Source organism: Candidatus Dedyshia acidiphila, from assembly GCF_051025295.1.
GTDB lineage: Bacteria > Acidobacteriota > Terriglobia > Terriglobales > Acidobacteriaceae > KBS-83.
Genome location: NZ_JBMGJV010000012.1, coordinates 58,546 through 81,991, shown reverse-complemented (window position 1 = coordinate 81,991; position 23,446 = coordinate 58,546). Strand labels below are relative to the sequence as shown.

Sequence of the window (23,446 nt, the reverse complement as noted above, 5' to 3'; positions counted from 1 at the left end):
TCCGCAGGATTTGTCCGTAGCCGGCCTTGAGCAAGGAGGCGCGAACAACCTGTTCGTAGCGCTACTATGGAGTGCGCGATCTATCTCCACAAGAAGGCACTTTCTTGAGCGAAACGAACAATTTTGTTCCTGAGGGATCTCTCACAGCGACCGATTGCAAGGGGCTTGCGGATGTCCTGGCCAGCGTTGGGGATAAGTGGACGATCATGGTGGTGGGCGCCCTGTCGAAGGGTGAGTTGCGTTACAACGAAATTCGACGGCGGGTGAGCGGCATCTCGCAACGGATGCTGACGCTGACGCTGAAGCGGCTCGAAGCGGATGGGATCGTCACACGGACGTTGTTTCCGAGTGTTCCGCCACGCGTGGACTACGAATTGACGGAGCTCGGCCAGACGCTGCGCGCTGCGCTGGTTCCTCTTCATCTGTGGGCTGCCCGAAATAAGCAAACGATCGCGGAGAACCGCGCGAAGTTCGAGGACTCGTCTGCGATGGCTCATTCCGCGCAGCCATGGAGTCAGGCAGCGAAGTAGAGGCTATGCGCTCTCTTGATCGGGTTAAGCGCCTAGTGGTGGCCTACGGGCGCGGGTGCGCTGGGGGCCGGGGCATGCACAGGGGCTGGGGCGCTGGGGGCCGGACGTGGCGCGCTCATGGGTGGTGGGGCTGTGACGCGCGGGGGCGCCGGGGCCATCACGCGTGGTGGGGGCGCGGTGGTGCGGGGGGATGAGGGTGGTTCGTAGGCGCGTGGCGTGGGTTGGTATACGCGTGGCGGGAGCGTACCGCCGCGGTTGGGCACGCCGATGCCGGGACGCTCCATGGGTTGCGGGTTGCCGAGGGGACGCTGGTAGACGGGCTGCTGGCCGATGGGATGTTGGTAGATGGGACGTGCCGGGGCGGGCGCGATTGCTCCCTCTTGCGGCGCAGCGATGCCGCCACCAGCGTAGCGGCTGACCCCGGTGGTGTTGAAGAGGCCGGTGCCGTCGGGGTTGCGATCCTCGTTGCCGCGATGGACCGCGACAGGCGTGCCACGGCCGGCGCCGAGCACGGGAAGCGGTGAGACAGCGCGGCCGCCGATGACGACTGGTCCGCCTGCGACCGGGCGCGGGCCGGGAGTGGGGGTGCCGACGCGGACGGGCGGTGTGTGATGGTTGCCAGCGCCGTTGCCGGGCTGGGCGACGGGGACCCCGCCGGGACCACGCACGGGAGCGCGGTGGATGGCGAAGAGCCGTGTGCCGACGTTGCCGGCGGGAATGGGGCGCGGCGGCGGACGGTAGCCGTAGGGTGCGTTGCGGATGACGATGGTGTTCTGCCAGCCGAGGCCGCACTCACCGGGAATCCAGCCCCAGCCGAAGTCGGACCAGTAGTTCCACGCGCCGCACTGGTACGGGAGCCAGCCCCAGGGGTAGCCGGAGATCCAGGTGAAGCCGAGGCCCGGATAGTTGGCCCAGTAGCCGCTGCCGTAGGGGTCCCAGCCGGCGGGCTCTTCGTTGGGGGCCCAGACGTCGCCGTAGCCTTCGACGGGGTACCAGTTGCCGTAGGCGTCGAGGTCGTCCCAGCCGGGCTGGTCGGGCGCGCCGGACTCCTCGCGCGCACTGGTCTGCTGCGCGGCCTGCCGGGCAATCTGGTCGTCGCGATCCTGGTTCCACTGGTCCCAGGATTCTTGTCGCAGCTGCGGTGACAACTGCACCTGGCTGTCTTCGTCCGCTGCGAAGGTGACCATGCTTCCCTGCTCGATGGACTGGTCGAAGCCGTTGCCGGCCTTGGCGTGGACGGTACCGGCGAAGACGGCGAGCTCCGGCGCCTGGTCGAGGCTGATGCGGAAGATGGAGTTCTGCTCCGGGTTGACCGTGTCGTCAGCGAAGCGCACGCGATAACGCTGGCCGTACTGCGTGTTCAGTTCGAAATAGCCGAGGCCGGAGCCGAGGGCCAGTTCGGTGGGCTCGCCCTCTGTGCCGCTGCGGGGCAGCTGGATGAGATCGAGGCGGCTCTGCGGGGTGAGGCGGGCGACGCTGCCGTCGAGAAACTCGACCTCTGCCTGCCCGTCTTCGCCGGTGCTGATGGAGTAGCCGGCAAAGAGCGGCATGTTGGCCTGGGCCTGGGGGAACTGTGTCTTGTCGCCCTGCGCGATCGAGACAGTGCCCTGCACGAAGCTGAGCCGGACGACGGCGCCAGTCTCCTGCGCTCGGAGGGCATGCGGCGCCAGCAGGACCACCAAGGTGGCGAGCAGGAACAGCAGAACGGCGGTGACGCGGCGGCCTTTGCCCATGGCTGGACCCCTCCGGACCAGGCGCGGTTGTGCAGAAACGCCGGGCCAACACAGTTGGAACCCATCATCGTAGCGAATGTCGCTCAGGGCAGAGCGGGAACTGTATCGGCCTGTGCGTGAGCACACAACAGGCGTGCTAGCGGGCGGAGGCGGCTGCGTCGGCGATGGTGAGCAGGTGACGTGCCCGCTTCTGCGCGCGCTCGAGCACGGCCGGGTCGCGCGCGATGGCAAGCAGGGTGGGCGCGATGGTGCCGAGCTCGGCTGCCTGACCGTTCTGGACCATGCTTTCGAGCGTTTCGAGCTCCGCGTCGAGGCTGAGGCGGCCATGTTCGTGCTGCAGGTCGAGCTTCTGGCCCTCGTTCAGGGTGGCCGCGATGGCCTGCATCTCGGAGGCGAGCCACTCGATCTGCTGATCCTTCGAGTAGATGAAGGTGCAGGCACCGTGTCCGTCAGGGCCCTGGTAGGTGAGCAGCTTCTTGCCGGTGAAGGCGATCCTGGCGTCACCGCTGTCGCAGGCCGTGGCGAAGTCCTTGTGCGAGCGAGCCAGCTTGAACATGCGCTGGGTGACGGCCCCGGTGAGCTGGATGGGGCGGTCGGCGGCTTCGCTGGGCAGGGCCGCGGGATCGTCCGGCAGCGCGGGGCTGGCGTCGGCGCGGTACTGGCCAGAGCCATCCTCATGCACGACGAGGGTGTAGGTGGGCGGGCGGAGCTGCTGGTTCTCGAAGTGGAATTCGATGGTCGCGAGCGACTTTCCGGCGGACGCCGGTACGGGAGGGGTGGGCTGTGCTGCGGGGCTGTCCTGCGCGGAGGCTGCAGTGGCGAGCAGGCAGAGCGGCAGCACCGCGATTCTGAGCCGGGGGAATGAGGCCATGGATCAGGCCCCCACGCGCGGCCGGAGCACGGGCGCGGTGCGCACGGGCGGGACCGGCTGCTGCTGCAGAAGGGTCTGTGCAGTGTGGATGTGACAGATGGCGATGGCGAGGGCGTCGGCGGCGTCGGCCGGCTCGGGTTCGCGTTCGAGTTCAAGCAGTCGCGCGACCATGAACTGCACCTGCTCCTTCTTAGCGAGGCCGTAGCCGACCACGGCGGACTTGACGCTGAGTGGGGCGTACTCGGCTACCGGCAGCCCGAGGTTTGCCGCTGCGAGCAGCGCGACGCCGCGCACGTGGCCCAGCTTGAGCGCGGACTTCGCGTTGGCAGCGAAGAAGACGTCCTCGATCGCGACGACGGCGGGCTGATGCAGCGAGATGAGGGCGGTGAGCTCGGCGTAGACGCGGGCAAGCCGGACGGGGAGCGAGTCGCGCTTCGAGAGGACGATGCCACCGGCAGCGAGAGCGCGGAGGCGGGGCGTGCGCGCCGTATCCACGACTTCCACGACGCCGTAGCCGGTGCACTCTGTGCCGCAGTCGATGCCGAAGACGCGCATATGGGAGGAGTCTACCCTGTGCCAGTCGTTGTGCAGCAGTGCCGAGGCGGTGGCCTGTGTGTCAGACGCGCGAAACGCCTTCGACGGGCGAGCTGGCGGTGGCGTAGAGCTTGCGCGGCATGCGGCCGGCGAGGAAGCTTTCGCGCCCGGCGAGCACGGCGTGCTGCATGGCTTCGGCCATGAGCACGGGATTGCTGGCGCCCGCGATAGCGGAGTTGATGAGCACTGCGTCAGCGCCCATCTCCATCGCCAGCGCGGCTTCGGACGCGGAGCCGATGCCGGCGTCGACGATGAGCGGGACTTCCGTGATCATCTCGCGCAGGATGCGCAGAGTGGCGGTGTTCTGCAGACCCATGCCGCTGCCGATGGGCGAGGCGAGCGGCATGACGGCGGCTGCGCCGACGTCGACGAGGCGCTTGGCGAAGACGATGTCGTCCGAGGTGTAGGGCAGGACGGTGAAGCCTTCCTTGACGAGGACGCGGGTGGCTTCGAGCGTGGCCTGGACGTCGGGGTAGAGCGTCTTTTGGTCGCCAATGACTTCGATCTTCACCCAGTCGGAGAGCCCGACCTCGCGGCCGAGGCGCGCGGCGCGGATGGCCTCGTCGGCGGTGTAGCAGCCGGCGGTGTTGGGCAGCAGAAAGTAGCGCTGCGGATCGATGAAGTCCAGCAGCGACTCCTTCGAGCGGTCGAGGTTGACGCGGCGCACTGCCACTGTGACCATCTCCGCGCCCGAGGCTTCGATGGCGCGCTGCGTCTCTGCGCCGTCCTTGTACTTGCCGGTGCCGACGATCAGCCGCGACTGAAACGCGCGGCCCGCGATGACGAGTGGATCCATGCCCTCAGTGTACCGCCGCGCGCAGAGCGGGAGTGCCGGTCAGGGGCGTTATCCGCAGGAGGTGGTGAGCAGCTTCCACATGGTTCGCGAGGCGGCGCGCGCCTGCCGATCGATGGCGGCGGGGTCCACCTGGAGTAGGCCGTGGAGGGCTTCTTCATAGATGCCGGCGCGGAGCAGGGCTTCGTAAAGAGCAGCGTCGTGCCTTGCATCCCGCCTGGGCCAGCCATTTGTGCGAACGGCGCGCCGGAACCAAGCGACCAGGATGCCGGTTCTGCCGCGAGCGATGTTCTGGTGGTAGTGCAGGCCCAACTCCGGGAAGCGGTCCGCATCGCGGGTGACGACGCGGTAGAGGGAGAGCTGATCGTCAGAGAGCAGGTGGCGCAGGTAGTCAATGCCAGCGTCAAAAAGGCCCCGCTGCGTCGCCCTGGCAAACCACGGGAACAGCTCGGCAAGCGCTGTGTCGGAGGGAGTCTCGCCGGAGAGGAGATGGTCTGTGCAGGCGGCGACCATCACCTTGCTGAACAGTTCACTCTTGTCGGCGAAGTGGCTGTAGATGGTCTTGACCGAGACGCCGGCGGAGCGCGCGATCGCATCCATGGAGGCTCCAGCGAAGCCGTCGCGCAGGAAGCTCTCACGCGCAGCGAGGACGATAGAGCGCTCCTTCTCCGCGATCATCGCTTGTTTGGACATGGTTGCGCTTTTCTCGGCACTCACAGAATAAACACGTTTCGCTGAATCGACAACGATCGTTTCCCCATCTACGCTTTAGACGGAAAACGGTCGTTGTACTCCACGACCCATCTTACGAAGCAGGCAGAGACATGAAGGCAGGGAAAGACATGAAGATCGGAATCATCGGAGCGGGCAACATCGGGTCCACACTGGCCAAGAGTTTTGGAAAGCTCCAGCACACGGTACAGATTGCAAATTCGCGCGGGCCGGAGACACTCTCGCAGGTTGCAGCGGAGACCGGGGCGACGCCGGTTGCGATCGCGGAGGTGGCAAAGGGCGTGGACCTGCTGGTGGTCACGATTCCGATGAAGAGTGTTCCGCTGCTTCCGAAGGATCTGCTGCGCGAGCTACCCCCGGGAACGCCGATCCTCGATACCGGCAACTACTATTCCATGCGCGATGGGGTCATCGATGAGCTCGAGGGTCGTGGGCTTACGGAGAGCGAGTGGACGTCGCGCGTGCTCGGTCGTCCGGTGACGAAGGTGTTCAACAACATCACCACGTACAGCCTTGCGCATGGCGGCCTGCCACCTGGTTCGCAGAACCGGATTGCGCTTCCCGTTGCTGGGGATGACGCGAAGGCCAAGCAGATGGTGATCGCGCTGCTGAATGATCTGGGCTTCGACGGTTTGGATGCGGGCCCGCTCTCTGAATCATGGAGGCAGCAGCCCGGGACGCCCGTCTACGGCACGGATCACACGGCGGACGTGGTGAGGTCGTCGCTTGCAAACGCCGATCGGTCGCTCGCTCCGGAGATGCGCGATGTGATGCTTCAGAAGCTGCTCAGCCTGCCACGCGACACGCCACCGCAGGAGTTTCCCTTCCTCGCGCGAGCGCTATGGTCGGCAGCAGGCGCGCAGTAGCCTGCGCGGTGCCGTAAATGAATGCCGGATGCTCACAGCACGTCGGTGCGCCAGCTCAGCTCCTGGATGCGGGAGTCGATCTCGCGGTAGCGCTTCGAGAGCTGGTCGACGTGGCGATGGATGCGGCCGACCTGGATGGCGGGGACGAAGTGCGGTTCCGGGCGGTGAAGGTGCTCGAGTCCGGCGGTGGCCGCGTCACCTACGGCGATCAGCAGGTCTCGCTTGCGGCCGAGCACGTCGCGCTCAGTGATGACGTCTGCGAGCGAGTTGTTCTCGTCGAAGACCGTGGCACAGGCGGTGCGGTGGATGGTCTGAATGAGCTCAACGAGACGGAGCGCGGTGCGATCGACGTCGTCGAGGAGGTTCTGGGGATCCTCAGCCGGCTGCTCGCCCTCCTGCACGCGCGCATTGCGAATGAGCCGCTTCTTCAGATCGAGCATGCGCGCTTCGCATTCCACGCGCTGCCCCATCGCATCACCCAGCTTCATGGTGTCCCTGTGTCACTTCCCTATCCTCACGCAGAGCAACCCTCCTTCAAACGGAGACGCTGCACTCGTGCGATTTGGCGCAGGGAGTGGACCAACATTGATGGGATGGCATTCCTTGAAACGGGGTCGGCAGAAAAAGCAAAAGGCCCGCTGCCATCGCTGGCGGCGGGCCCTTGGCCGGTGATCTGGTTGAGTTGACCTGAGGCGTGCACGCTTCTCAATTTCCTCCGACCGCCTCCCAATCTGGCGAGCGAAGTATGAAGTGGGCCTCAGCGAAATCGAAGGGATGTTCGCCAGGTCTAGAGCGCGCGCGCCCTAAGCCTCAGTCACCTCACGTGCACTGATCGAACAACTACCATCAGAATTTTTCATTCGTCGGATCATCCTCCTTTCCCGTGTATCCACAACTTAACGTCTCTCCCGGGGGCACGTCAAGAGGGGCCGGGAACGTGTTTCGACAAGCATTCACGGCCTGTTCCCAACGTTTCAGAGCAGCGGAAATCAGGCGAGCGCGTGGAAGTATTCGTCGCGCTCGACGACATCGAGTTCACGGCCGAACAGAGCGCTGAGTCGTGCCGGGGTGAGCAGATCGCGCTTCGCTCCGTCGGCGACGATGCGTCCGTCACGCATGAGGATCACGCGATCGATCTCGGGCAGGATGTCGGGCAGGTGATGGGTGATCAGCAGCAGGCCAGTTCCCTGCCGCAGCAGTTCACGAAGCGTCTCGCGCAGGCTGCGCTGGGCAGCAAGGTCGAGCGCGTTGGTGGGCTCATCGAGCAGCAGCATCTCCGGACGATGGACGAGAGCGCGCGCGATGAGGATGCGACGCGCTTCGCCGGCAGACATGTCACCGACCCGTTTTTCGGCGAGATGCGTGACGTCCATGAGCGCGAGCGATTCCGCTGCACGCTCCCGCATGTCGGCGGTAACGACGAGGTGCGGCCACAGTGCCGCGCTCGCGAAGAAGCCGGAGAGGACAGCTTCGAGTCCAGTGGCGTGTGCGGTGCTGGGTCCGGGCAGATCCGTGAGCACAACACCGAGGTGCTGGCGCAGGTCGCGGACGGCCCAGCGTTCCCGGCCGAAGAGCGTGATGGATGAACCGAACTGCGGGAGCGGATAGCACTCTGCCGTGAGCAGCTTGAGCAGCGTCGATTTGCCACAGCCATTCGGCCCGAGGATGGCCGCATGCTCACCCCGACCGAGCCGCAGGCTGACATCGTGGAGCACAACCGCTTCTCCGCGCGCGACGGAGACATGGCGCAGGTCCGCGAAGCTGTCTGCTTGATCGTAAGTGCTCATCACACTTGCTAGAGTAAGAGCGAGATGGACATTGACGCGCTGTTGCCGCGTGGTTTTCTTTGGGGTTCGGTGCGTGCCGGTATCAAGGCGAGCGGCCGTCCTGACCTTTCAATCCTTGCCGCTCCGGGTGGCGCGAGCGCTGCTGCGATGTTCACCACGAATCGAGTGCAGGCTGCGCCGCTGGTGATCGGCGCGCGTCATCTGCAGGCGAGCGGGCGGCGCGTGCGTGCGGTGCTGGTGAATGCCGGCAACGCGAACTGCGCGACAGGTGAGGCCGGCCGCGAGGCCGCGATGGCCTGCTGCCAGGCTGCGGCGCATGTGTTCGGCTGCGCGGCGCATGAGGTGATTCCATCGTCCACCGGCATCATCGGTGTGCCGCTGCCAGTCGACAAGGTGCGCGCTGCGCTGCCTGGGTTGCGCGATGCTGCGGGGAGCACCGGCGAACACTTCGCGAGCGTTGCGGCCGCGATCATGACGACCGACACGCGACCGAAGACGGCGTTTGCGGACCTCGTCGTAGAGGGACGTCCGGTGCGCATCGCCGGGATGGCAAAGGGTGCGGGCATGATTCACCCGCAGCTTGCGGGCGCACCGCAGGCGACGATGCTCGCTTACATCTTCACCGATGTGGCGGCGGAGCCCGCGCTGTTGCAGGAGCTGCTTGAGCAGGCGGTCGAGACGAGCTTTCACCGGATCTCGATCGATGGCGACACGTCGACCAACGATACCGTGCTGCTGCTGGCGAGTGGCGCTTCGGGCGCGGCACTGACGCGAGCGAACGCTGGGCACTTCGCGGAGGGGCTGCGCGAGATCTGCACGTCGTTGGCGAAGCAGGTCGTGAAAGATGGCGAAGGCGCGACGCACCTGGTCGAGCTTGAGGTGCGTGGGGCTGTGTCCAATGCGGATGCGCTGCGGGTGGCGAAGGCAATTGCGCACTCGCCGCTGGTGAAGACGGCTTGGGCCGGCAACGATCCGAACTGGGGGCGGCTGATCGCGGCGGCGGGCTACTCGGGCGCAGCGCTGGATGCAGAGCGCGTGTCGATCTGGCTGGGGGAGCTGCTGATCTGCGAAGGTGGCGGCCGAGCTGCGGGCTTCGACGAGCAGGCCGCGCATCGCTACCTGAGTCAGCCGGAGTTTACGGTGCGGATGGAGCTTGGCCTTGGCGATGGCCAGTGCCGCTTCTGGACGTGCGACCTTACGCGGGAGTACGTGGCGATCAATGCCGATTACAGCACGTGAGCCCGTGACGGCTCAGGCTGATTACAGCACGCAGGATGATGCGTGACACGCTCATGGCCGGCGTACAAAATCGCTGCCTCAGTTCCAGTGCAGAGTGTGCAAAGCATCATGAACACTGGGTTGCATGCGCAGACGTCAGCGCTTGTGCACAGCCTTATGCACACTTCTGTTGAAAAGCACGCGTTGCGTGCGCGCGACTCCTGTGGCACTCTCTCTGCCACGCACTGCCGAACGGCATTCGACACGCGCCGGGCTCGCGCTACAATCGGCACTGCTCGACGAAATTCATCCTGACTGCAGGACACATCCAACCAGATGCCGACCCCGGCCGGCGCGGCCAAGGCCGCCACTCCGCACCCACTGCTTCCCGACGAACGCCTGAGGCACCTGTACACCACGCTGCTGCGCACACGCCTGCTGCGCGGCCGCAACCGCTTGCGCGAAAGCGCGAAGCCGCTGGTGGCGCGCGAGGCAATCGTCACTGGCACAGTGACTCATCTGGTCAACCAGGAATCGGTAATGCCGACAGCTGGGGATCAGCTGGCGGCGCTGGCGCGCGGCCATGCGTTGCGCCGCATGCTGTCAGCCGAGGCAGGCGGTCCCCCGCTGGTGGGCGTGCTGGCCAGCGCACCGACGGCGGCTGCACGCTTCGCCGTAGCCGCGGGATATGCGATGGCACGGCGCGAAGAAAAGGGAGCGACTCTGGTCTTCAGCGGACCGGGGATCACGTCGCTTGACGCGCTTGCACCGTCACTCGCCTATGCGGCAAAGCACAAGCTGGGCGTGGTGTTCATGATCGAAAGCACAGCGGACAGCGACCTGAGCGACGCAGCGCAGACGGAGCGTCTGGGCATCTACGGCATTCCGGTTGACGGCAACGATGTGGTGGCGGTGTATCGCGTGGCGCAGGAGTCGATCCAGCGTGCGCGGCGGGGCGTTGGGCCGACGCTGATCGACTGCAAGCCGTGGCCGCTGGACAGCAAAGTGGATCCGGTGCGGCGCCTGGAGCAGGCACTGGAGCGGCGTGGACTCGAGACGGCGCGGCTGAAGGAGCGCACGCTAGCGGCGTTCACGCGCGAGCTAACACTGCTGGACACGGCGAAGCCGCGCCGCTAGATTGCGTGCAGCGGAATGCGCAGGTCTGCGCCGCTCATCTCTTTAGGCTGCGGGATGCCGAGCATCGCGAGCACGGTGGGCGAGATATCGCGGAGTGAGCCGCCGTCGCGCAGTCGATAACGCGTGGCGTCGCCGCTGACCAGGATGAGTGGTACGGGATTCGTAGTGTGCGCCGTGTGCGGGCCACCGCTCTTCGGGTCGACCAGCATCTCTGCGTTGCCGTGGTCTGCGGTGATCAGCATGGAGCCGCCGGTCTGACGCAGCGCGGTGTGAAGCTGGCCGAGGCAGGCGTCCACGGTTTCGACGCCGCGGATGGTGGGCTCCATCTTGCCGGAGTGGCCGACCATATCGGCATTGGCGAAGTTGACGACGATCAACTGGAAGGCTGTATCTGCCACTGCCTTGGTGACGACATCGGCGATGCCGCGAGCGCTCATCGCGGGTGCTAGATCGTAGGTCGCGACTTTCTGTGACTGGACCATCTGGCGATCTTCACCGGGGAACTCCTTCTCGATACCGCCGTTGAAGAAGTAGGTGACGTGTGCGTACTTCTCCGTTTCGGCGACGCGCAGGTTGCGCATCTGGGCCGCAGCCAGGCAGTTCGCGAGCAGGTTCTCCATGGACTCGGGCAGCAGGATCATGGGGACCTTGAACTGCTTGTCGTACTGCGTCATCGAGAGGTAGTGCAGGTTCTTCGGCACCTCGAAGCGCGGGATGGTGCTGTCGAGATCGTCGGCGCCAGGGAGCTCACGACCGCCGTTCGCGGTGATGCCGCTCTCGCGTGCGAGAACGCGCGTGATCTGCCGCACACGATCGGCGCGGTAGTTGAAGCAGATGCAGACGTCCTCGTCGCGCACGCGCGTGACCGGCGCGCCCGCCGCATCGCTGACGACGAACGGGATGACGAACTCATCCGTGACGCCCTGGCTGTAGCTCTCCTTGACGCGAGCGATGGCGTCGGCATGCGCGCCGCCCTCGGCAGTTCCCTTCACCATTGCGTCAAAGGTGAGGCGCTCGCGCTCCCAGCGGCGATCGCGATCCATCGCGTAGTAACGGCCGCTCACGGTGGCGAGTTTGCCGACACCGAGTTCGCGCGTCGCGCGGTCCAGCCGCTCGAGGTAACCGGCGCCGCTGGTGGGCAGCGTGTCGCGGCCGTCGAGGAAGGCGTGCACGAAGACACGCTCTGCGCCGCGCATCTTCGCGGCACGCAGGAGCGCTTCGAGATGCGCCTGCTGCGAATGAACGCCGCCGTCGGAGAGCAGGCCGAGCAGGTGAAGCTGGCGGCCGCTTTCGCAGGCGCGGTCGATCGCCTTCACGATCTCCGGGTGCTCGTAGAACGATCCGTCCGCGATCATGGCGTCGATGCGCGTGATGTCCATGGAGACGACACGGCCGGCGCCGATGTTCAGATGGCCCACTTCGCTGTTGCCCATCTGCCCGTCGGGCAGGCCGACGAAGTGATCGGACGCGTGCAGAAGTGTGTTGGGAAACTCACGCAGCAGCCGATCGTAATTCGGTTTGCGTGCCTGCGCGATGGCATTCGCCGCGGTCTCCGCGCGATAGCCCCAACCATCCAGAATGGCCAACACAAGCGGCTTCGGCATGCGGCGTTCTGTGTCCCCTTGTTGCAGATTTATTGCGCTGATGCGCATAGTGCGCGCTCACGCTCGATGGTACAGCAGAGTGCGCGAGCCAAAAGAGCACGGCCGCCGGAGCATGCGCTCGCGGCGGCCGTGGTTGCTGATGCGGATGCTACTGCGGCTTCGTGGCGGTGCCCTGCGGCTTGGTGGTGGTTTTTCCGGAGCCAGAGCTCGTGCCGCTGCCCGAGGAAGCGCCTGATCCGGGGCCTGCTCCTGCACCTGCTCCCGCGCCGCTGCCCGGACCAGCGCCCGGTGCGCTACCCGGACCGCCTGCAGGTGCGTGCTCTTCCTGATACTTCTTCTGCGCGGCTTCGATCTCCGTGCGGTGCTTCTCAATTGCATCGCGGCCGACCTGGCGACCCTTCTGCTGCGAGGCAGCAGCGCTCTCGCCAAGGATGGACGGCATGGCCTGGAGCACGCGCTGACCCGCGGGCGTGCTGTAGAAGGCGAGGGCCTTGGTGGCGTCGTCTTCCGACAGATAGCGCGCATAGATCGGCTGCACGAGGGCGCTGTAGTCGATGCCATCAATGCCGCTCTGCACGTCGGTCCACACATCATTCGGGATGAAGGGCGCGGCCTGCTTGTTCATGGTGATCATCTGCGACCAGTTGCGATCTTCGGTCTTCTTGAACTGCATCAGATCGAGCAGCTGCTTGGTCTGCGCGGCCGTGATGGGGTGAGCCGGCGGCGGGGGCGCGTTCGGATCGAGCGTGCCGATCGACCGTTCGCTGGGCGACGCCGCATGCGGGGAGGCCGGGGTGGCGCCGCTCTGGTGCGGGGTGGATGCAGCACCTGCTGTGCTGGACCCGGTCTGTGCAACAGCGCTGCCCAGTGGCAGCGCGAGGAGGATTCCGCAGAGCGCGGAGGAGACTACCTTCATCAGAACACCTTTTTCCGGCGCAGCCACGGGCCGCGCGCTTCGCTATTCGTCACAGTTGACAGACTCGATACCGAGAAACTCAGCCGCCTGGCCCAGTTCCTCTTCGATCCGCAGTAGCTGGTTGTATTTGGCAATGCGATCAGTGCGCGATGCCGAACCGGTCTTGATCTGGCCCGCGCCGGTGGCGACAGCCAGGTCGGCGATGAACGTGTCTTCCGTCTCACCGCTGCGATGCGAAATGATCGACGTGTAGCCGTACCGGCGCGCGAGTTCGATGGCTTCGAGCGTCTCGCTAACGGTGCCGATCTGGTTGACCTTAATCAGGATGGAGTTGGCGACACCCTCATCGATGCCGCGCTGCAGACGCTCCGTGTTGGTCACGAAGAGGTCGTCGCCGACGAGCTGCGTTGTGCTGCCGAGCTTCTCCGTCATGTATTGCCAGCCCTGCCAGTCGTCCTCGGCGAGGCCGTCTTCGATCGAGATGATGGGGTACTGACGAACCCAGTCAGCCCAGTAGTCGACCAGCTCCTGGCTTGTCTTCTGGCTCTTATCCGACTTCTTGAAGACGTAGGCGTTGGCGGACTTGTCGAAGAACTCGCTGGCCGCGGGATCGAGCGCGAGCGCGATATCCTCGCCCGGCTTGAAGCCGGCCTGCGTGATGGCTTCGAGGATGACCTCGATCGCTTCCACGTTCGACTTCAGCGAAGGAGCGAAGCCGCCCTCATCGCCGACGGCTGTGTTGTAGCCGCGCTTCTTGAGCACGCCCTTGAGCGTGTGGAAGATCTCCGCGCCCCAGCGCAGCGCATCGGCAAAGCGCTCCGCGCCGACGGGCATCACCATGAACTCCTGGAAGTCCACGTTGTTGTCCGCGTGCGCGCCGCCGTTGATGATGTTCATCATGGGGGTGGGCAGGATGCAGGCATTGACGCCGCCGAGGTAGCGATAGAGCGGTGTCTTGAGCGAGAGCGACGACGCTCGCGCCGCGGCCATGGAGACGGCGAGGATCGCGTTGGCGCCGATGCGGCCCTTGTTTTCTGTGCCGTCGATCGAAATCATCGTCGCGTCAAGCAGCCGCTGGTTGGACGCGTCCATGCCCTTGAGCTCGGGCTCGAGGATGCTCTCGACATTCTCGACGGCCTGGAGCACGCCCCTGCCGAGGTAGTGCGACTTGTCGCCGTCGCGCAGCTCAACGGCTTCATGCTCACCGGTAGAGGCGCCACTCGGGACGGCCGCCCGGCCGATGGTGCCGTCCGTGAGCACCACGTCCGCCTCAACAGTGGGGTTGCCGCGCGAGTCCAAAATCTCCCGCGCGCGTATCTGCGCAATCTCCGTCATATCGCTCCTAGTGATGTGGTGGTGCAAGCGGTCCTGCAGCCTGGGGCGGCGGTCTACCGGGATCGGTTCGCCGGTGACGCCACCAATCATGCTGATCCATTCACTCATCCGTTCGGGTCACTCATGGGAATGGGCTGGGTCCTAGACAAGGGTAGGGTGGCACGTGCTTCGTTCAGGCCCGCCGGCGTGAGACGCGATCGCGGCCGGCAAAGGCGCAACACCGCAAGTCTAACAAAGCAGAATGACTGCCGTCGGGCGAGGCAGGAAGCGCTCCCAAGCACGAGAGCACGGCAGCCGGGTAACCGCGCTGGTACGCGGCCTTTCAATCGCAAGGCAGGCACAACTTCTTCCGCTAGGCTGTGTCCAGTGTTGCAGTTCTGCTGGTGCGGCTTTGGCCAGTGGTGACCTAAGAGATTCAGAGTGGGTGGGGGTAGAGACGAGATGAAGCTGACCTCGAACGTAGCGAAGAGGATGCTTGCCGGGGCCACGCTGGCGCTGCTGGGCGGTGTTGCAATGGCCCAGAGCGCAGGAAAACCAAGCCCGTACCAAGGAACCTCCGAGCCGCCGGTCACGGACGTGATCCGCGCGACCGAAGCGCCCGAGGTGACACCGCCCCCGGCGGTGGCCGCAGCTCCCGCACCTGTAGCGAAGCCGTCGGCGGCGATGCCTGCGGTGAAAGCGGCGGACGGGAATGCAACGGGCCGGAGTGCGGCAAATCCGGACGAAGACATCGTGACCGGTGGTTCTTCCGCGGCGACGGCGCCGAGTCTGCAGCGGCGCAGCGCGACCGCGTCCGATCCCGATGCAGATATCGTGACCGCCGTCTCGATCCCGGCGAATCAGCTTGTGGAAGGCACAGCGATTCACACGCGACTCGATCGCGAGCTGTCCTCAAGCGAGAACGGCACCGGCACGCTCTTTACCGCACAGGTGACGCAGGACGTGATGCAGAATGGGCGCGTGATCATTCCGGCCGGCTCCGTGGTGCATGGACGCGTCGTGCATGCTGACTACGGCCGCCGCATCGCGGGTCCAGCGACCATGCGGCTGCTGGCGAGCGAAGTGACACTGCCCGACGGCATGCGCTACAGCATCACTGCTGTACCCAGCCTGACCGCGCGCGGTTCACACACGAAGGTGAATAGCGAAGGCACCATCGAGACACGCGACGAACCGAAGCGCATCGGCACGGAGTACGCCATCGGTGCAGGCGCGGGTGCAGCGAGCGGTGCAGTCTTTGGCGGCCCGATCGGGGCGGCAGTGGGGACGGTGGTGGGCGCAGGCCTGACCACGACGCACATCCTGAGGAACCGTGAAGCAGCCGTGCTGCCCGCAGGCTCGGAGCTGACGTTCGGGCTGACCCGGCCGATGCAGCTCACGCCGGTGACAACGACCGCATCGCGCTAAACGTACTTGACGCTGCAAAGGAGAAGGGGAGCCATCCGGCTCCCCTTCTCTTTTGCAGCGTGTGTCGATCTATTGCGCCGGCGCAGGGCTGGCGGCCTTGTGTGTACGGGAGCTTCGATGGCGGCGATGTGGCTTGACCTGCTTCGTCGGCGTTACGGAAGCGCTCAATGGCTGCACAACGGATGCGGCGGGAGCGGGCGCAGGAGCCGATGCGTGATGCCGCAGCGCGATAGACAGCAGCACAGCGCACAGAATGGCAAGTGCTACGGCAGCGAGCAACATGGGACGGAAGCGCAGCAATGCGTTCGGCACAGGATGCGGATCGTCGTGCGAACGGAAGCGCAAAGCAGCCGCTGAATCTGCGAGCCTGACGAAGATCGAAGACGAGGCTGCCGCGGTTACCTCATCTGCCGTGGGTGCGGCGGATGGTGTGCTCACTGCTGCAGGTGTGATGGCTGCTGTGGTTGAGGGCGCTGCGGCGACAGGTGGCGTGGGCCGCGGCTGGTCCTCTTGGCGTGGGCGGGCTGTGGCGTCCGCGACCTCGACGCGTGGGCTGAGGGTCGCATCGGGCCGGGTCGACGCGTCGGGCGAGCCGGACGCATTAGAGACGGCAGCGCTCTCCGGGGCTGGCTCAGAGGCTTCGGCTGTCAGCAGAGGCGCCGCAGCGGTGGGTTCTGCAGAGTCGGGGAGGGACGCCGGGTCGCTCGGCTGCGGGGGGACCAGAGTGGGTCCGGGTGCGGGGGCTGGCGGCGGGCTGCCGGCCAGGGGGACGGGGGCGTCGCGCAGCTCTGCTGCTGCATCGGCGATCTGCTGTTCGAGCTCGCGCAGCTCTGGCATGGCGGCCAGCAGTCTCGCACGCGTGCGCAGCGCAATGCCGGAGCCGTCGACCATGGCATTCAGCTCTTCGAGGAGTCGATGCGCGGCGGCAGCTGCATCGTGCGCCGCGGTGGTCTGCCATAGGGCGCTGGCGCGCTCGAGCATCGCACGATGGGCAGCTGCGGGTGCTGCCGAGTCCTCGTTCGAATCCCTCGACGTCCGCGCGGGCAGCGTCACCACCTGGGGATCGCGGACCCCGCCGTACTGCGATAACGTGAACGCCGCGAGGCGCTCTTCGAGTTCGATGGCGGCGGCACGGCGGGATCCGGCTGCGCCGGACTTGGCTGCATCGGGCGGCGGCGCTTCAAGCACGAAGAGGAAGTCGCGCGGCCGCAGCGCACGAAGGACACGGAGCGTGGCTTCGGTAGGAGCGCGGCCTGCTTCGATGAGAAACAGGATGGCATTGGCCTGGGCACGCGCCTCGGCAGTGCGCTCGAGGAAGCCGGAGGTGTCGGGTGTGAGCTGTGGCGCATCGATGAGCACCAGACCCGCCTCAAGCGCAGCGCTGGGGGAACGCAGCACGACCGGCTGCGCGATGGAGCCGCGCGACTGGTTGGCGAGATAGCCGGGGAGCTGCGCCGGGCGCAGGCTGGTGGTGCGGCCGCGGCCCGTGGTGACGAGCGCGGCGGGCTCGCGGCCATAGGTGATCCAGGTGCAGGCGGAGCGCGCCACGCGGCTCGCCCCCGTCGGTTCTCCAGCGCGACTGTGTGGTGGCTCATCAAGAAGCGCGTGCAGAAAGCGAGACTTCGCGGCTTCGGACTCGCCGAGCAGCAGAGCCGTCCCGCCCGCTTCCATGACGCGCTGGTCGAGCGCACGCTCAAGCGCAGATAAGGTGGCAAGTGATGGGTCAGTCCCGGGCAGACGGAGCGGAGCGAGCAGCGCGATCAGTTGCGCGGTGGCCGATTGCAATCGCGACAGCGGATCGGGGAGACGGCGGGGGAATGAGGCCGTTGCTTCATTCAAATACCCAGGGCTCATGCAGTCCTCTCTCTGGGTAGATGCGGCCCGTCACGATCGGTCTACCCGAGCGAACAGTTCCCTCATGAACATTGCTGCATGGATTCAGACCAGCGGGTTGCCTGTTCCAACGCATTTTTATGGAGCAAATTCGTCACCCTTATTGTGTCTTTTTGAGCCCTTGTTGTAGCGATTGGTTATCATGCCGCGTGCGTGGGCTAACCGACGCTATCTATGGCTGACGAACGGGCTGGCTCCGGAGATAGAGGAGCCGGGGGAGCCAGCAGCGGAACTGCGGGCAGTCAGGTCTCTTTGGTCGCCGGATCAAGCCGCCGGGACGCCGGGTCGAAGTTCCTGCCTCCGGGCCCGGGCATTCGCAGTATCCTTAACGGCAGAATCAACATGAGACGAACGCTGCTGTTTTCTTCCACTTTGCTGACCGCACTCGGGCTCGCGCCTTCCCTGCTCGCGGCTTCTATCACCGGCACGGTGACGGACGGGACCATCAACAAGCCCTCGGCCGGCGATGACGTGATCCTGATCTCGCTGCAGCAGCGCATGCAGGAGACGGCGCGCACCAAGACCGATGCGCACGGCAAGTTTTCCATCGATGTGCCCGATCAGGGCATGCACCTGATCCGCGTCGACCACGAGAAGGCTAGCTACTTCCAGCCTGCGCCTCCGGGCACCAACAACGTGGATGTGCAGGTCTACGACGTGGCGGCGACGGTGCCGGGCATCACGACGGAAGCGAACGTGATCCGCGTGGAGACGGACCCGCAGGGGCTGCACGTCACACAGAGCTACTTTGTCAAGAACGACTCCACGCCGCCACGGACGCAGTTCTCCAATCACTCGTACGAGATCTACCTGCCGGCGGATGCCAAGGTGGAGGGCGCCGCGGCGATGGGGCCGGGCGGCATGCCGGTCGCGTCTTCGCCCGCGCCGATGGGCGAAAAGGGGCACTACGCCTACCTGTTCCCGCTGCGGCCGGGGGAGACACAGTTCCAGGTCAGCTACAGCCTGCCCTACTCCGGCAGCGCGAGCTTTGCGCCGAAGCTGGCCGGGGCGGCGGACAACGTGGTCGTGATGTTGCCGAAGAGCATGACCTTCCGGCCCAACCCATCGACCCCGTACCAGCCGATCAATGACGACATCAACGCGCAGACGTTTGTCGCGAAGAATGTCAGCCCGACGCAGGCGCTCGGCTTCACGGTCTCGGGATCGGGCTCGCTGCCGCGCGATGTGCAGACCGCGCAGAATGGTGGCGCGGGTCAGCCGGGTGCTGCAGGCCAGGCCGGCGGAGGCACCGCGGCGCAGGATACTCGTCCAGGCGGCGGCCTGGGGACGCCGATCGATACGCCCGACCCGCTCACCAAGTACAAGTGGTGGATCCTGTCCGGGGTGGGGCTGATTCTTGTGATTGGGGCAGCGATCTTCCTGCGCCGCTCTCCTCGCGATCCTGAGGACGAGGCTGCGACCGACACGGGTTACGGCTCGCCGGCGGCGCCCTCCCCGGCAGCGCCGATGAGCAACTACGCAAGCCGCCCCGAGAGCCCGGCCTACGCACCCGCTGCGGCAGAGCCCGTCCCTGCGCAGTCCGGGTATGTTGGCGCGGTGCAGGCGCAGAGCGGCTACGGTCTGCCGGCGGAGCCCGATCCGGAGCGGCAGCGCCAGTTGTTGCTGACGTCGTTGAAGGAAGAGCTGTTTGCGCTCGAAACCGATCGCGCGCGCGGCAATGTGGGTGAGGTGGAGTACGCGGCTCACAAGCAGGCGCTCGAAGCCGTGATTCGCCGGGCGCTGAGCCGCTGACGGTGGCCCGCTGGGAGAGTTAAGGGAGTCGGCGCGGAGACGATCCGCGCCAGCCCTCAGAGCGCGAAAACTACTCCAGCGCTTTCAATTGTGGAAGTCTGACAGTCAGCATCCGGGCTGCGGGAAGGCCGGCAGCCATGCCGACGCCCATTCCGCCGTTGCATGCACCTTTCGACTCGCATCCGCTGACACAAGCCTGGTAATCCCGTTGGGACTGCGCGACGCAGTTTGTGCGCGCTTGCGAGCAGGTGGAAGAGGTTGCTCCCGAGGAAAGGCAGCCGCTGTACTCGGCCTGACATTCTTCGAACTCGGAGTGCTGCAACTGCTCGCAGAATCCGACGCTTTCTGCATGGGCAAAGGAGGCGATGGAGAGCGTGGCGAGGGCGCAGCTCATCAGCAGAAGCTTAGACATTTACGACACTCCGCGGTTACATATTTGACTACGGCGGAGACGTTATATTGGAACCGCGCGTGTGTCAAATGCAAAAAACAAGGGGGGAGGGCTTTCGCCCTCCCCCTTGTGCAGAGACTTCCAGATCGCTCTTTAGAATGTGAAGCGGAGCTGGAACTCGGTCGAGCGGGCGTCGCCCTGGTCGAAGGTGCCGGAGCCGCGGGATACGCGGTTCTGGTCCTTGACGCTGTAATCGAACGGACCGTTGGGGTAGTTGGAGTCGCCTGCGCCAATCAGCAGCTCAGGATCGTAGTTGTTGAGTGTGTAGTTGCCGAAGTTGGCGATGTTGTACATGGCGACGCCTGGCTCGAGCGTAGCCGTCTCTGAGATCCACTTCAGCTTGATGGGGTAGGTGAAGTTCGCGTCGAGCGTACGGAACGGATAGTTCCGCAGCGTCTTCCCCGGGGCGATACTAACCGGCTGCATGACTCCCTTGAGGCGGGAGAGTTGATCAGCAGTGACCAACCCGCTATTGACCAGGGTTTGCCCCGCGGGGGTCAGGGTGCCCGCCAACGAGTTGTTGTAGCGGTCGATCAGCTTGGACAGATTCTTCTGGTTGTACTGGCGCATGAAGGCTCCAGGGTTTGTGCCCGGGAACAGATCACCGATCGAACCATCACCCGTGTAGTCGCTCCGGAAGATCTGGCCTCTTGTGCCGCCTGTTGTGGTGTCCATGACCAGGTTGCTGGCGGGCGAACTGTAGAAGTGACCGATGACGCCGACGCGCGGACCGTACTTCAACAGAGCGGAACCGCCGAAGGAGAAGATATGGGTGCGATCGAGCTGGCCAGGTCCGATGAACCGGGTTGGCTGTCTGTAATCCCAGGCGTTCGGAGTGAAGAACGAATCCGAACCGCCAGTGGTCGTGTTGACCTCACGCGACAGCGAGTAGGAAGCCTCAAAGTTCGAGGAGGCGATCCCGGGTGCGGGGTGGCTGGCCTGCTGGCGGAAGTTCACCTGGAAGGCATCGTAACCGGCGCGACCGCCCGGGAACTGGAACCAGCCCTGACCGACCTGCTTGTTGATGCCAGGGAAGGCAATTGATCCGACAAACGGACTGGTCGGATCAGTCGGATCGCTCTGCGCGTATCCGGGGTATCCACCATTGAACTGCACACCAGAGTCCAGGCCATTCTTGGCGAAGTCCGAGATCGTCAGGCCGCCAGAGATGGCGTCTTCGATCGAGGCGTATGCAGCTTTCTTCTTATTGGCGCCCCCCAGCGTTGCTGCGATGGCAGATGCAGCAGCAGCGGGATCGAAATACCGGGCATCGCCGACGTGATTCGTATCGATGGCCTGCTCGATGTGATTGGTGACGGCGTGGATGTAATCGACGCTCAGCACAGAACCGCGCCACAATTCACGCTGCAGGCCCAGGTTGATCTGGGTGGAGTAGGCGGTCTTGTAGTTCGGGGCATACGCGGCATAGCCGGCTGCTGTCGGAATAGCCAGCGTGTTGCCGACGTAATCGCCATTCTGCGAGATGCCACCGGTGGCGGTTGTCGCCTGCTGGTACTGCTGCTGCAAGGCAGCAAAGGCCGGCCCGGATTGTGAGATCGGCTCGTTGCAGAGGTCCGTGACGTCAATCACCTGATTGCTGCCGGGTAGCGTGTAGGAGGTGGAGCCATAGGCGGAGCACAGCGCCTTGGTCGCATAGAAGCGGCCCTGCGCAAGCTTGAACGGCCGGTCGAACAGGACGTTGTTGAAGACGGAGTTTTCGTAGTAGACGCCGACGCCGCCGCGGATCACCGTCTTGCCCGTACCACCCGGGCTCCAGGCGAAGCCGAGCTGCGGACCCATGTCGAAGTTCGGCTGGCGCACCCGCGCCCCGAGCCCCGGACCGAACTGATCGAGCAGCCGATCGCTGGAAGATGCGCACGGGTTGTAGCCGGTGAGCGAGGTATCCACCACGGAGCATGGAATGGGGGCGAGATCTGCATCGGAGCGACCCGTGTCGCGCGTCCAACGCAGTCCGAAGTTCAAGGTGAAGTCGGGACGGAGCTTCCAGCTGTCCGCGACGTACGCGAAGGTGCGCCAGTCGCCCTGACCACCAGCGGGAGCGCCGAATCCGGGCAGTTCGGTGAAGTAGCCCTGGCCGTTGCCGAGGATGACGCCGTACGGCGCATAGTCGAGCGGGTTGTGTTCGTCTCCGCCGGCCGTGAGGCTGCCGCTGTTGATCGAGATGCGCGGCGCCAGGCTGAAGAAGCCGGCGAAGCCGCCGCCGAGGATGCGGTTGAAGCCCCCGCCATAGCGGATGTTGTGTGCACCCTTGACCCAGCTTCCGTCATAGCGGAACTGCTTGTCGGACTGGTAGGTCTGCTGCGGGGCCAGGTAGTTGGGACCGCTGTAGAGGCCCTGCGCGGCGTAGTAGAACTCGATACCCGGAACGGCGTAGTAGGTGTTCGAGCTGCTCACCGCATTGCCGATCAGGTTGTGAAACTTCTCGTAGCTGACGCGCACGCTGTGGGTGGTGTGCGCGGTCGAGAAGTCCGCGCCACCAGCGATGCCGGGCGTGTTGTCCCGGTTGGCGTAGATCGAATAGCCCTTGCCGAAGGCCGAAACCGCCGAGTTCACTTCGTAGTTGGCGCGGGCAAAGAAATGGATCGCGTGCCAGCCGCTGTAATCCAGCCGCGCTGTCGAGTAGGTGTCACGGAAGGGCGACGGCACAAACGGGTACTGCGTTCCGATGCTGGCGAAGAGCGGACCGACAGTGTTGATGGTGCCGGTGTCCTGCTTGACGCGCTCGATGTTGCCGAAGAAGAACAGCTTGTCCTTGAGGATCGGGCCGCCAATGCTGCCGCCGAACTGGTTGCGCTGGAACGGAGTGTCCACACCACGCTCGGTAGCGAAGCCAACCGAGTGATCCTGGAAGTTGTAGAACGCGCTGCCGTGGAAGCGGTTGGTGCCGGAGCGGGTGACGGCCTGCACCGAGCCGGTGGAGGTGATGTCGCCGGTGATGTCCTGCGTGGAGCGGGAGATCTGCACCTGATCGATGGCGCCCTGCGACACGTTGAAGATGGTCGTGCCGACGGTCTCGTCGGTGATGTCCTGGCCGTCGAGCTGGATGCGCGTGGTGCGTCCGGCCAGACCGCTGAAGGAGAGCGCGGAGTAGCCCGCCTTGGTGGGATCGAAGGTCTCGCCGCTCTGGAGCTGAACGCCGGGCTCAAGCTGCGCCAGGTCGAGGAAGTTGCGACCGTTTACCGGCAGCGTATCGATCTGCTGGGTAGTGAGGGTGTTCTGAACGCTCGACTGCTCGGTGTTGACCTGGACTGCGCCAGCCTGAACGGTGACGGTCTGGCTGTTCTGCCCGACGGGAAGCTTGAAGTTGCCGCCAGAAATGACATTGACGTTCACCGCGACGGTGGACTGCAGTTTCTGGAAGCCGGGAGCGACCACGGTGACGGCGTACTGGCCCGGGTTCAACGATCCTGAGTTGTAGAGGCCGGCTGAATCCGTCGTAAGAGTGCGGGTATTGCCGGTGGCTGTATTGAGAATCGTGACCTGGGCATTCGGAACGGCCGCACCGGACGGATCGGTGATGGAGCCCTGGATTGCGCCGCTCGTCGGTGTGGCTTGCGACCAGAGCGAACCGGCGCCGACGGTTGCCATGATGGACAGTGGGAGAAGCGCGGTCGCGAGGGACCCATGCAAGCGGCCCCGGAGGAGGAAGTTGAGCGGTTTCCGACTCTTCATGTGACCGTAATGTGCAATTGACAGACCTCCGCGACTGCCCTCCGCAAAAAAATCCACCTCGTGAGGCAACTCTTCCTGACTCAGTGATTTGCAGTCAACGGGCCAACCTTTGGGGGAAGTCGAACGTTCAGCTC

At 65.1% G+C, this 23,446-nt stretch carries 19 protein-coding genes; 6 read left to right on the top strand and 13 right to left on the bottom strand.

The window, feature by feature from the left end; genetic code table 11:
• Window positions 1-104 precede the first annotated feature (104 nt).
• Complete coding sequence (locus AC5IJH_RS07280) at window positions 105-530, top strand: winged helix-turn-helix transcriptional regulator (RefSeq protein WP_491902148.1); 426 nt, start codon at window positions 105-107, stop codon at window positions 528-530.
• Window positions 531-562: 32 nt separating this feature from the next.
• On the opposite strand, the gene AC5IJH_RS07275 is transcribed toward AC5IJH_RS07280, so the two are convergent.
• From AC5IJH_RS07275 to AC5IJH_RS07255, 5 genes are all read right to left on the bottom strand, one after another.
• Window positions 563-2,263 (bottom strand): DUF6600 domain-containing protein, encoded by a 1,701-nt coding sequence (locus AC5IJH_RS07275; protein WP_491902147.1) that lies wholly within the window; start codon window positions 2,261-2,263, stop codon window positions 563-565.
• 136 nt (window positions 2,264-2,399) lie between these two features.
• A complete protein-coding gene (locus AC5IJH_RS07270; RefSeq protein WP_491902146.1) occupies window positions 2,400-3,134 on the bottom strand; it encodes a hypothetical protein in 735 nt (244 codons plus the stop codon).
• Window positions 3,135-3,137: 3 nt separating this feature from the next.
• Window positions 3,138-3,689 (bottom strand): crossover junction endodeoxyribonuclease RuvC, encoded by a 552-nt coding sequence (gene ruvC, locus AC5IJH_RS07265; protein WP_491902145.1) that lies wholly within the window; start codon window positions 3,687-3,689, stop codon window positions 3,138-3,140.
• A 61-nt stretch (window positions 3,690-3,750) separates the two neighbouring features.
• The gene (locus AC5IJH_RS07260) at window positions 3,751-4,524 is read right to left on the bottom strand and encodes a thiazole synthase (RefSeq protein ID WP_491902144.1); all 774 of its coding nucleotides are present in this window, start codon (window positions 4,522-4,524) and stop codon (window positions 3,751-3,753) included.
• A 48-nt stretch (window positions 4,525-4,572) separates the two neighbouring features.
• The gene (locus AC5IJH_RS07255) at window positions 4,573-5,214 is read right to left on the bottom strand and encodes a TetR/AcrR family transcriptional regulator (RefSeq protein WP_491902143.1); all 642 of its coding nucleotides are present in this window, start codon (window positions 5,212-5,214) and stop codon (window positions 4,573-4,575) included.
• A gap of 131 nt (window positions 5,215-5,345) precedes the next feature.
• On the opposite strand from AC5IJH_RS07255, the gene AC5IJH_RS07250 reads away from it, so the two are divergent.
• Complete coding sequence (locus AC5IJH_RS07250) at window positions 5,346-6,119, top strand: NADPH-dependent F420 reductase (RefSeq protein ID WP_491902142.1); 774 nt, start codon at window positions 5,346-5,348, stop codon at window positions 6,117-6,119.
• Between the two features lie 32 nt (window positions 6,120-6,151).
• On the opposite strand, the gene AC5IJH_RS07245 is transcribed toward AC5IJH_RS07250, so the two are convergent.
• Both AC5IJH_RS07245 and AC5IJH_RS07240 read right to left on the bottom strand, forming a co-directional pair.
• A complete protein-coding gene (locus AC5IJH_RS07245) occupies window positions 6,152-6,607 on the bottom strand; it encodes a DIP1984 family protein (RefSeq protein ID WP_491902141.1) in 456 nt (151 codons plus the stop codon).
• Window positions 6,608-7,108: 501 nt separating this feature from the next.
• Window positions 7,109-7,906, bottom strand: a complete 798-nt coding sequence (locus AC5IJH_RS07240) for an ABC transporter ATP-binding protein (protein ID WP_491902140.1) — start codon at window positions 7,904-7,906, stop codon at window positions 7,109-7,111.
• A gap of 24 nt (window positions 7,907-7,930) precedes the next feature.
• On the opposite strand from AC5IJH_RS07240, the gene argJ reads away from it, so the two are divergent.
• Window positions 7,931-9,145, top strand: coding sequence for a bifunctional glutamate N-acetyltransferase/amino-acid acetyltransferase ArgJ (argJ, locus tag AC5IJH_RS07235; protein ID WP_491902139.1), 1,215 nt, complete (start codon window positions 7,931-7,933; stop codon window positions 9,143-9,145).
• Window positions 9,146-9,460: 315 nt separating this feature from the next.
• A complete protein-coding gene (locus AC5IJH_RS07230; RefSeq protein ID WP_491902138.1) occupies window positions 9,461-10,261 on the top strand; it encodes a thiamine pyrophosphate-dependent enzyme in 801 nt (266 codons plus the stop codon).
• Here AC5IJH_RS07230 and gpmI read toward each other — a convergent pair.
• The 3 genes from gpmI to eno all read right to left on the bottom strand — a co-directional run bounded on the left by gpmI (window position 10,258) and on the right by eno (window position 14,116).
• Window positions 10,258-11,865, bottom strand: a complete 1,608-nt coding sequence (gene gpmI / locus AC5IJH_RS07225) for a 2,3-bisphosphoglycerate-independent phosphoglycerate mutase (RefSeq protein ID WP_491902137.1) — start codon at window positions 11,863-11,865, stop codon at window positions 10,258-10,260. The two genes, AC5IJH_RS07230 and gpmI, sit on opposite strands and share 4 nt — an antisense overlap.
• 148 nt (window positions 11,866-12,013) lie before the next feature.
• The gene (locus AC5IJH_RS07220; RefSeq protein ID WP_491902136.1) at window positions 12,014-12,781 is read right to left on the bottom strand and encodes a DUF2059 domain-containing protein; all 768 of its coding nucleotides are present in this window, start codon (window positions 12,779-12,781) and stop codon (window positions 12,014-12,016) included.
• Window positions 12,782-12,823: 42 nt separating this feature from the next.
• Window positions 12,824-14,116 (bottom strand): phosphopyruvate hydratase, encoded by a 1,293-nt coding sequence (gene eno / locus AC5IJH_RS07215; RefSeq protein WP_491902165.1) that lies wholly within the window; start codon window positions 14,114-14,116, stop codon window positions 12,824-12,826.
• Window positions 14,117-14,557: 441 nt separating this feature from the next.
• Between eno and AC5IJH_RS07210 the strand changes: the two genes are divergently transcribed.
• A complete protein-coding gene (locus AC5IJH_RS07210) occupies window positions 14,558-15,523 on the top strand; it encodes a TraB/TrbI/VirB10 family type IV secretion system protein (protein WP_491902135.1) in 966 nt (321 codons plus the stop codon).
• A 69-nt stretch (window positions 15,524-15,592) separates the two neighbouring features.
• Here AC5IJH_RS07210 and AC5IJH_RS07205 read toward each other — a convergent pair whose 3' ends face one another.
• A complete protein-coding gene (locus tag AC5IJH_RS07205; RefSeq protein WP_491902134.1) occupies window positions 15,593-17,377 on the bottom strand; it encodes a hypothetical protein in 1,785 nt (594 codons plus the stop codon).
• Between the two features lie 381 nt (window positions 17,378-17,758).
• Between AC5IJH_RS07205 and AC5IJH_RS07200 the strand changes: the two genes are divergently transcribed.
• Window positions 17,759-19,168 carry a carboxypeptidase regulatory-like domain-containing protein gene (locus AC5IJH_RS07200; RefSeq protein ID WP_491902133.1) on the top strand — a complete coding sequence of 470 codons (1,410 nt, stop codon included), beginning with the start codon at window positions 17,759-17,761 and terminating at the stop codon, window positions 19,166-19,168.
• 70 nt (window positions 19,169-19,238) lie between these two features.
• On the opposite strand, the gene AC5IJH_RS07195 is transcribed toward AC5IJH_RS07200, so the two are convergent.
• Window positions 19,239-19,562, bottom strand: coding sequence for a hypothetical protein (locus AC5IJH_RS07195; protein WP_491902132.1), 324 nt, complete (start codon window positions 19,560-19,562; stop codon window positions 19,239-19,241).
• Window positions 19,563-19,712: 150 nt separating this feature from the next.
• Window positions 19,713-23,228: a TonB-dependent receptor gene (locus AC5IJH_RS07190; RefSeq protein WP_491902131.1), complete on the bottom strand. Its 3,516-nt coding sequence runs from the start codon at window positions 23,226-23,228 to the stop codon at window positions 19,713-19,715.
• Window positions 23,229-23,446: the final 218 nt, after the last annotated feature.

Bases quoted from the DNA above. Each gene is read 5' to 3' on its own strand.
- AC5IJH_RS07275 (WP_491902147.1), bottom strand. From the start codon at position 2,263: ATGGGCAAAGGCCGCCGCGTCACCGCCGTTCTGCTGTTCCTGCTCGCC.
- AC5IJH_RS07270 (WP_491902146.1), bottom strand. From the start codon at position 3,134: ATGGCCTCATTCCCCCGGCTCAGAATCGCGGTGCTGCCGCTCTGCCTG.
- ruvC (WP_491902145.1), bottom strand. From the start codon at position 3,689: ATGCGCGTCTTCGGCATCGACTGCGGCACAGAGTGCACCGGCTACGGC.
- AC5IJH_RS07260 (WP_491902144.1), bottom strand. From the start codon at position 4,524: ATGGATCCACTCGTCATCGCGGGCCGCGCGTTTCAGTCGCGGCTGATC.
- AC5IJH_RS07255 (WP_491902143.1), bottom strand. From the start codon at position 5,214: ATGTCCAAACAAGCGATGATCGCGGAGAAGGAGCGCTCTATCGTCCTC.
- AC5IJH_RS07250 (WP_491902142.1), top strand. From the start codon at position 5,346: ATGAAGGCAGGGAAAGACATGAAGATCGGAATCATCGGAGCGGGCAAC.
- AC5IJH_RS07245 (WP_491902141.1), bottom strand. From the start codon at position 6,607: ATGAAGCTGGGTGATGCGATGGGGCAGCGCGTGGAATGCGAAGCGCGC.
- AC5IJH_RS07240 (WP_491902140.1), bottom strand. From the start codon at position 7,906: ATGAGCACTTACGATCAAGCAGACAGCTTCGCGGACCTGCGCCATGTC.
- argJ (WP_491902139.1), top strand. From the start codon at position 7,931: ATGGACATTGACGCGCTGTTGCCGCGTGGTTTTCTTTGGGGTTCGGTG.
- AC5IJH_RS07230 (WP_491902138.1), top strand. From the start codon at position 9,461: ATGCCGACCCCGGCCGGCGCGGCCAAGGCCGCCACTCCGCACCCACTG.
- gpmI (WP_491902137.1), bottom strand. From the start codon at position 11,865: ATGCCGAAGCCGCTTGTGTTGGCCATTCTGGATGGTTGGGGCTATCGC.
- AC5IJH_RS07220 (WP_491902136.1), bottom strand. From the start codon at position 12,781: ATGAAGGTAGTCTCCTCCGCGCTCTGCGGAATCCTCCTCGCGCTGCCA.
- eno (WP_491902165.1), bottom strand. From the start codon at position 14,116: ATGACGGAGATTGCGCAGATACGCGCGCGGGAGATTTTGGACTCGCGC.
- AC5IJH_RS07210 (WP_491902135.1), top strand. From the start codon at position 14,558: ATGAAGCTGACCTCGAACGTAGCGAAGAGGATGCTTGCCGGGGCCACG.
- AC5IJH_RS07205 (WP_491902134.1), bottom strand. From the start codon at position 17,377: ATGAGCCCTGGGTATTTGAATGAAGCAACGGCCTCATTCCCCCGCCGT.
- AC5IJH_RS07200 (WP_491902133.1), top strand. From the start codon at position 17,759: ATGAGACGAACGCTGCTGTTTTCTTCCACTTTGCTGACCGCACTCGGG.
- AC5IJH_RS07195 (WP_491902132.1), bottom strand. From the start codon at position 19,562: ATGAGCTGCGCCCTCGCCACGCTCTCCATCGCCTCCTTTGCCCATGCA.
- AC5IJH_RS07190 (WP_491902131.1), bottom strand. From the start codon at position 23,228: ATGGCAACCGTCGGCGCCGGTTCGCTCTGGTCGCAAGCCACACCGACG.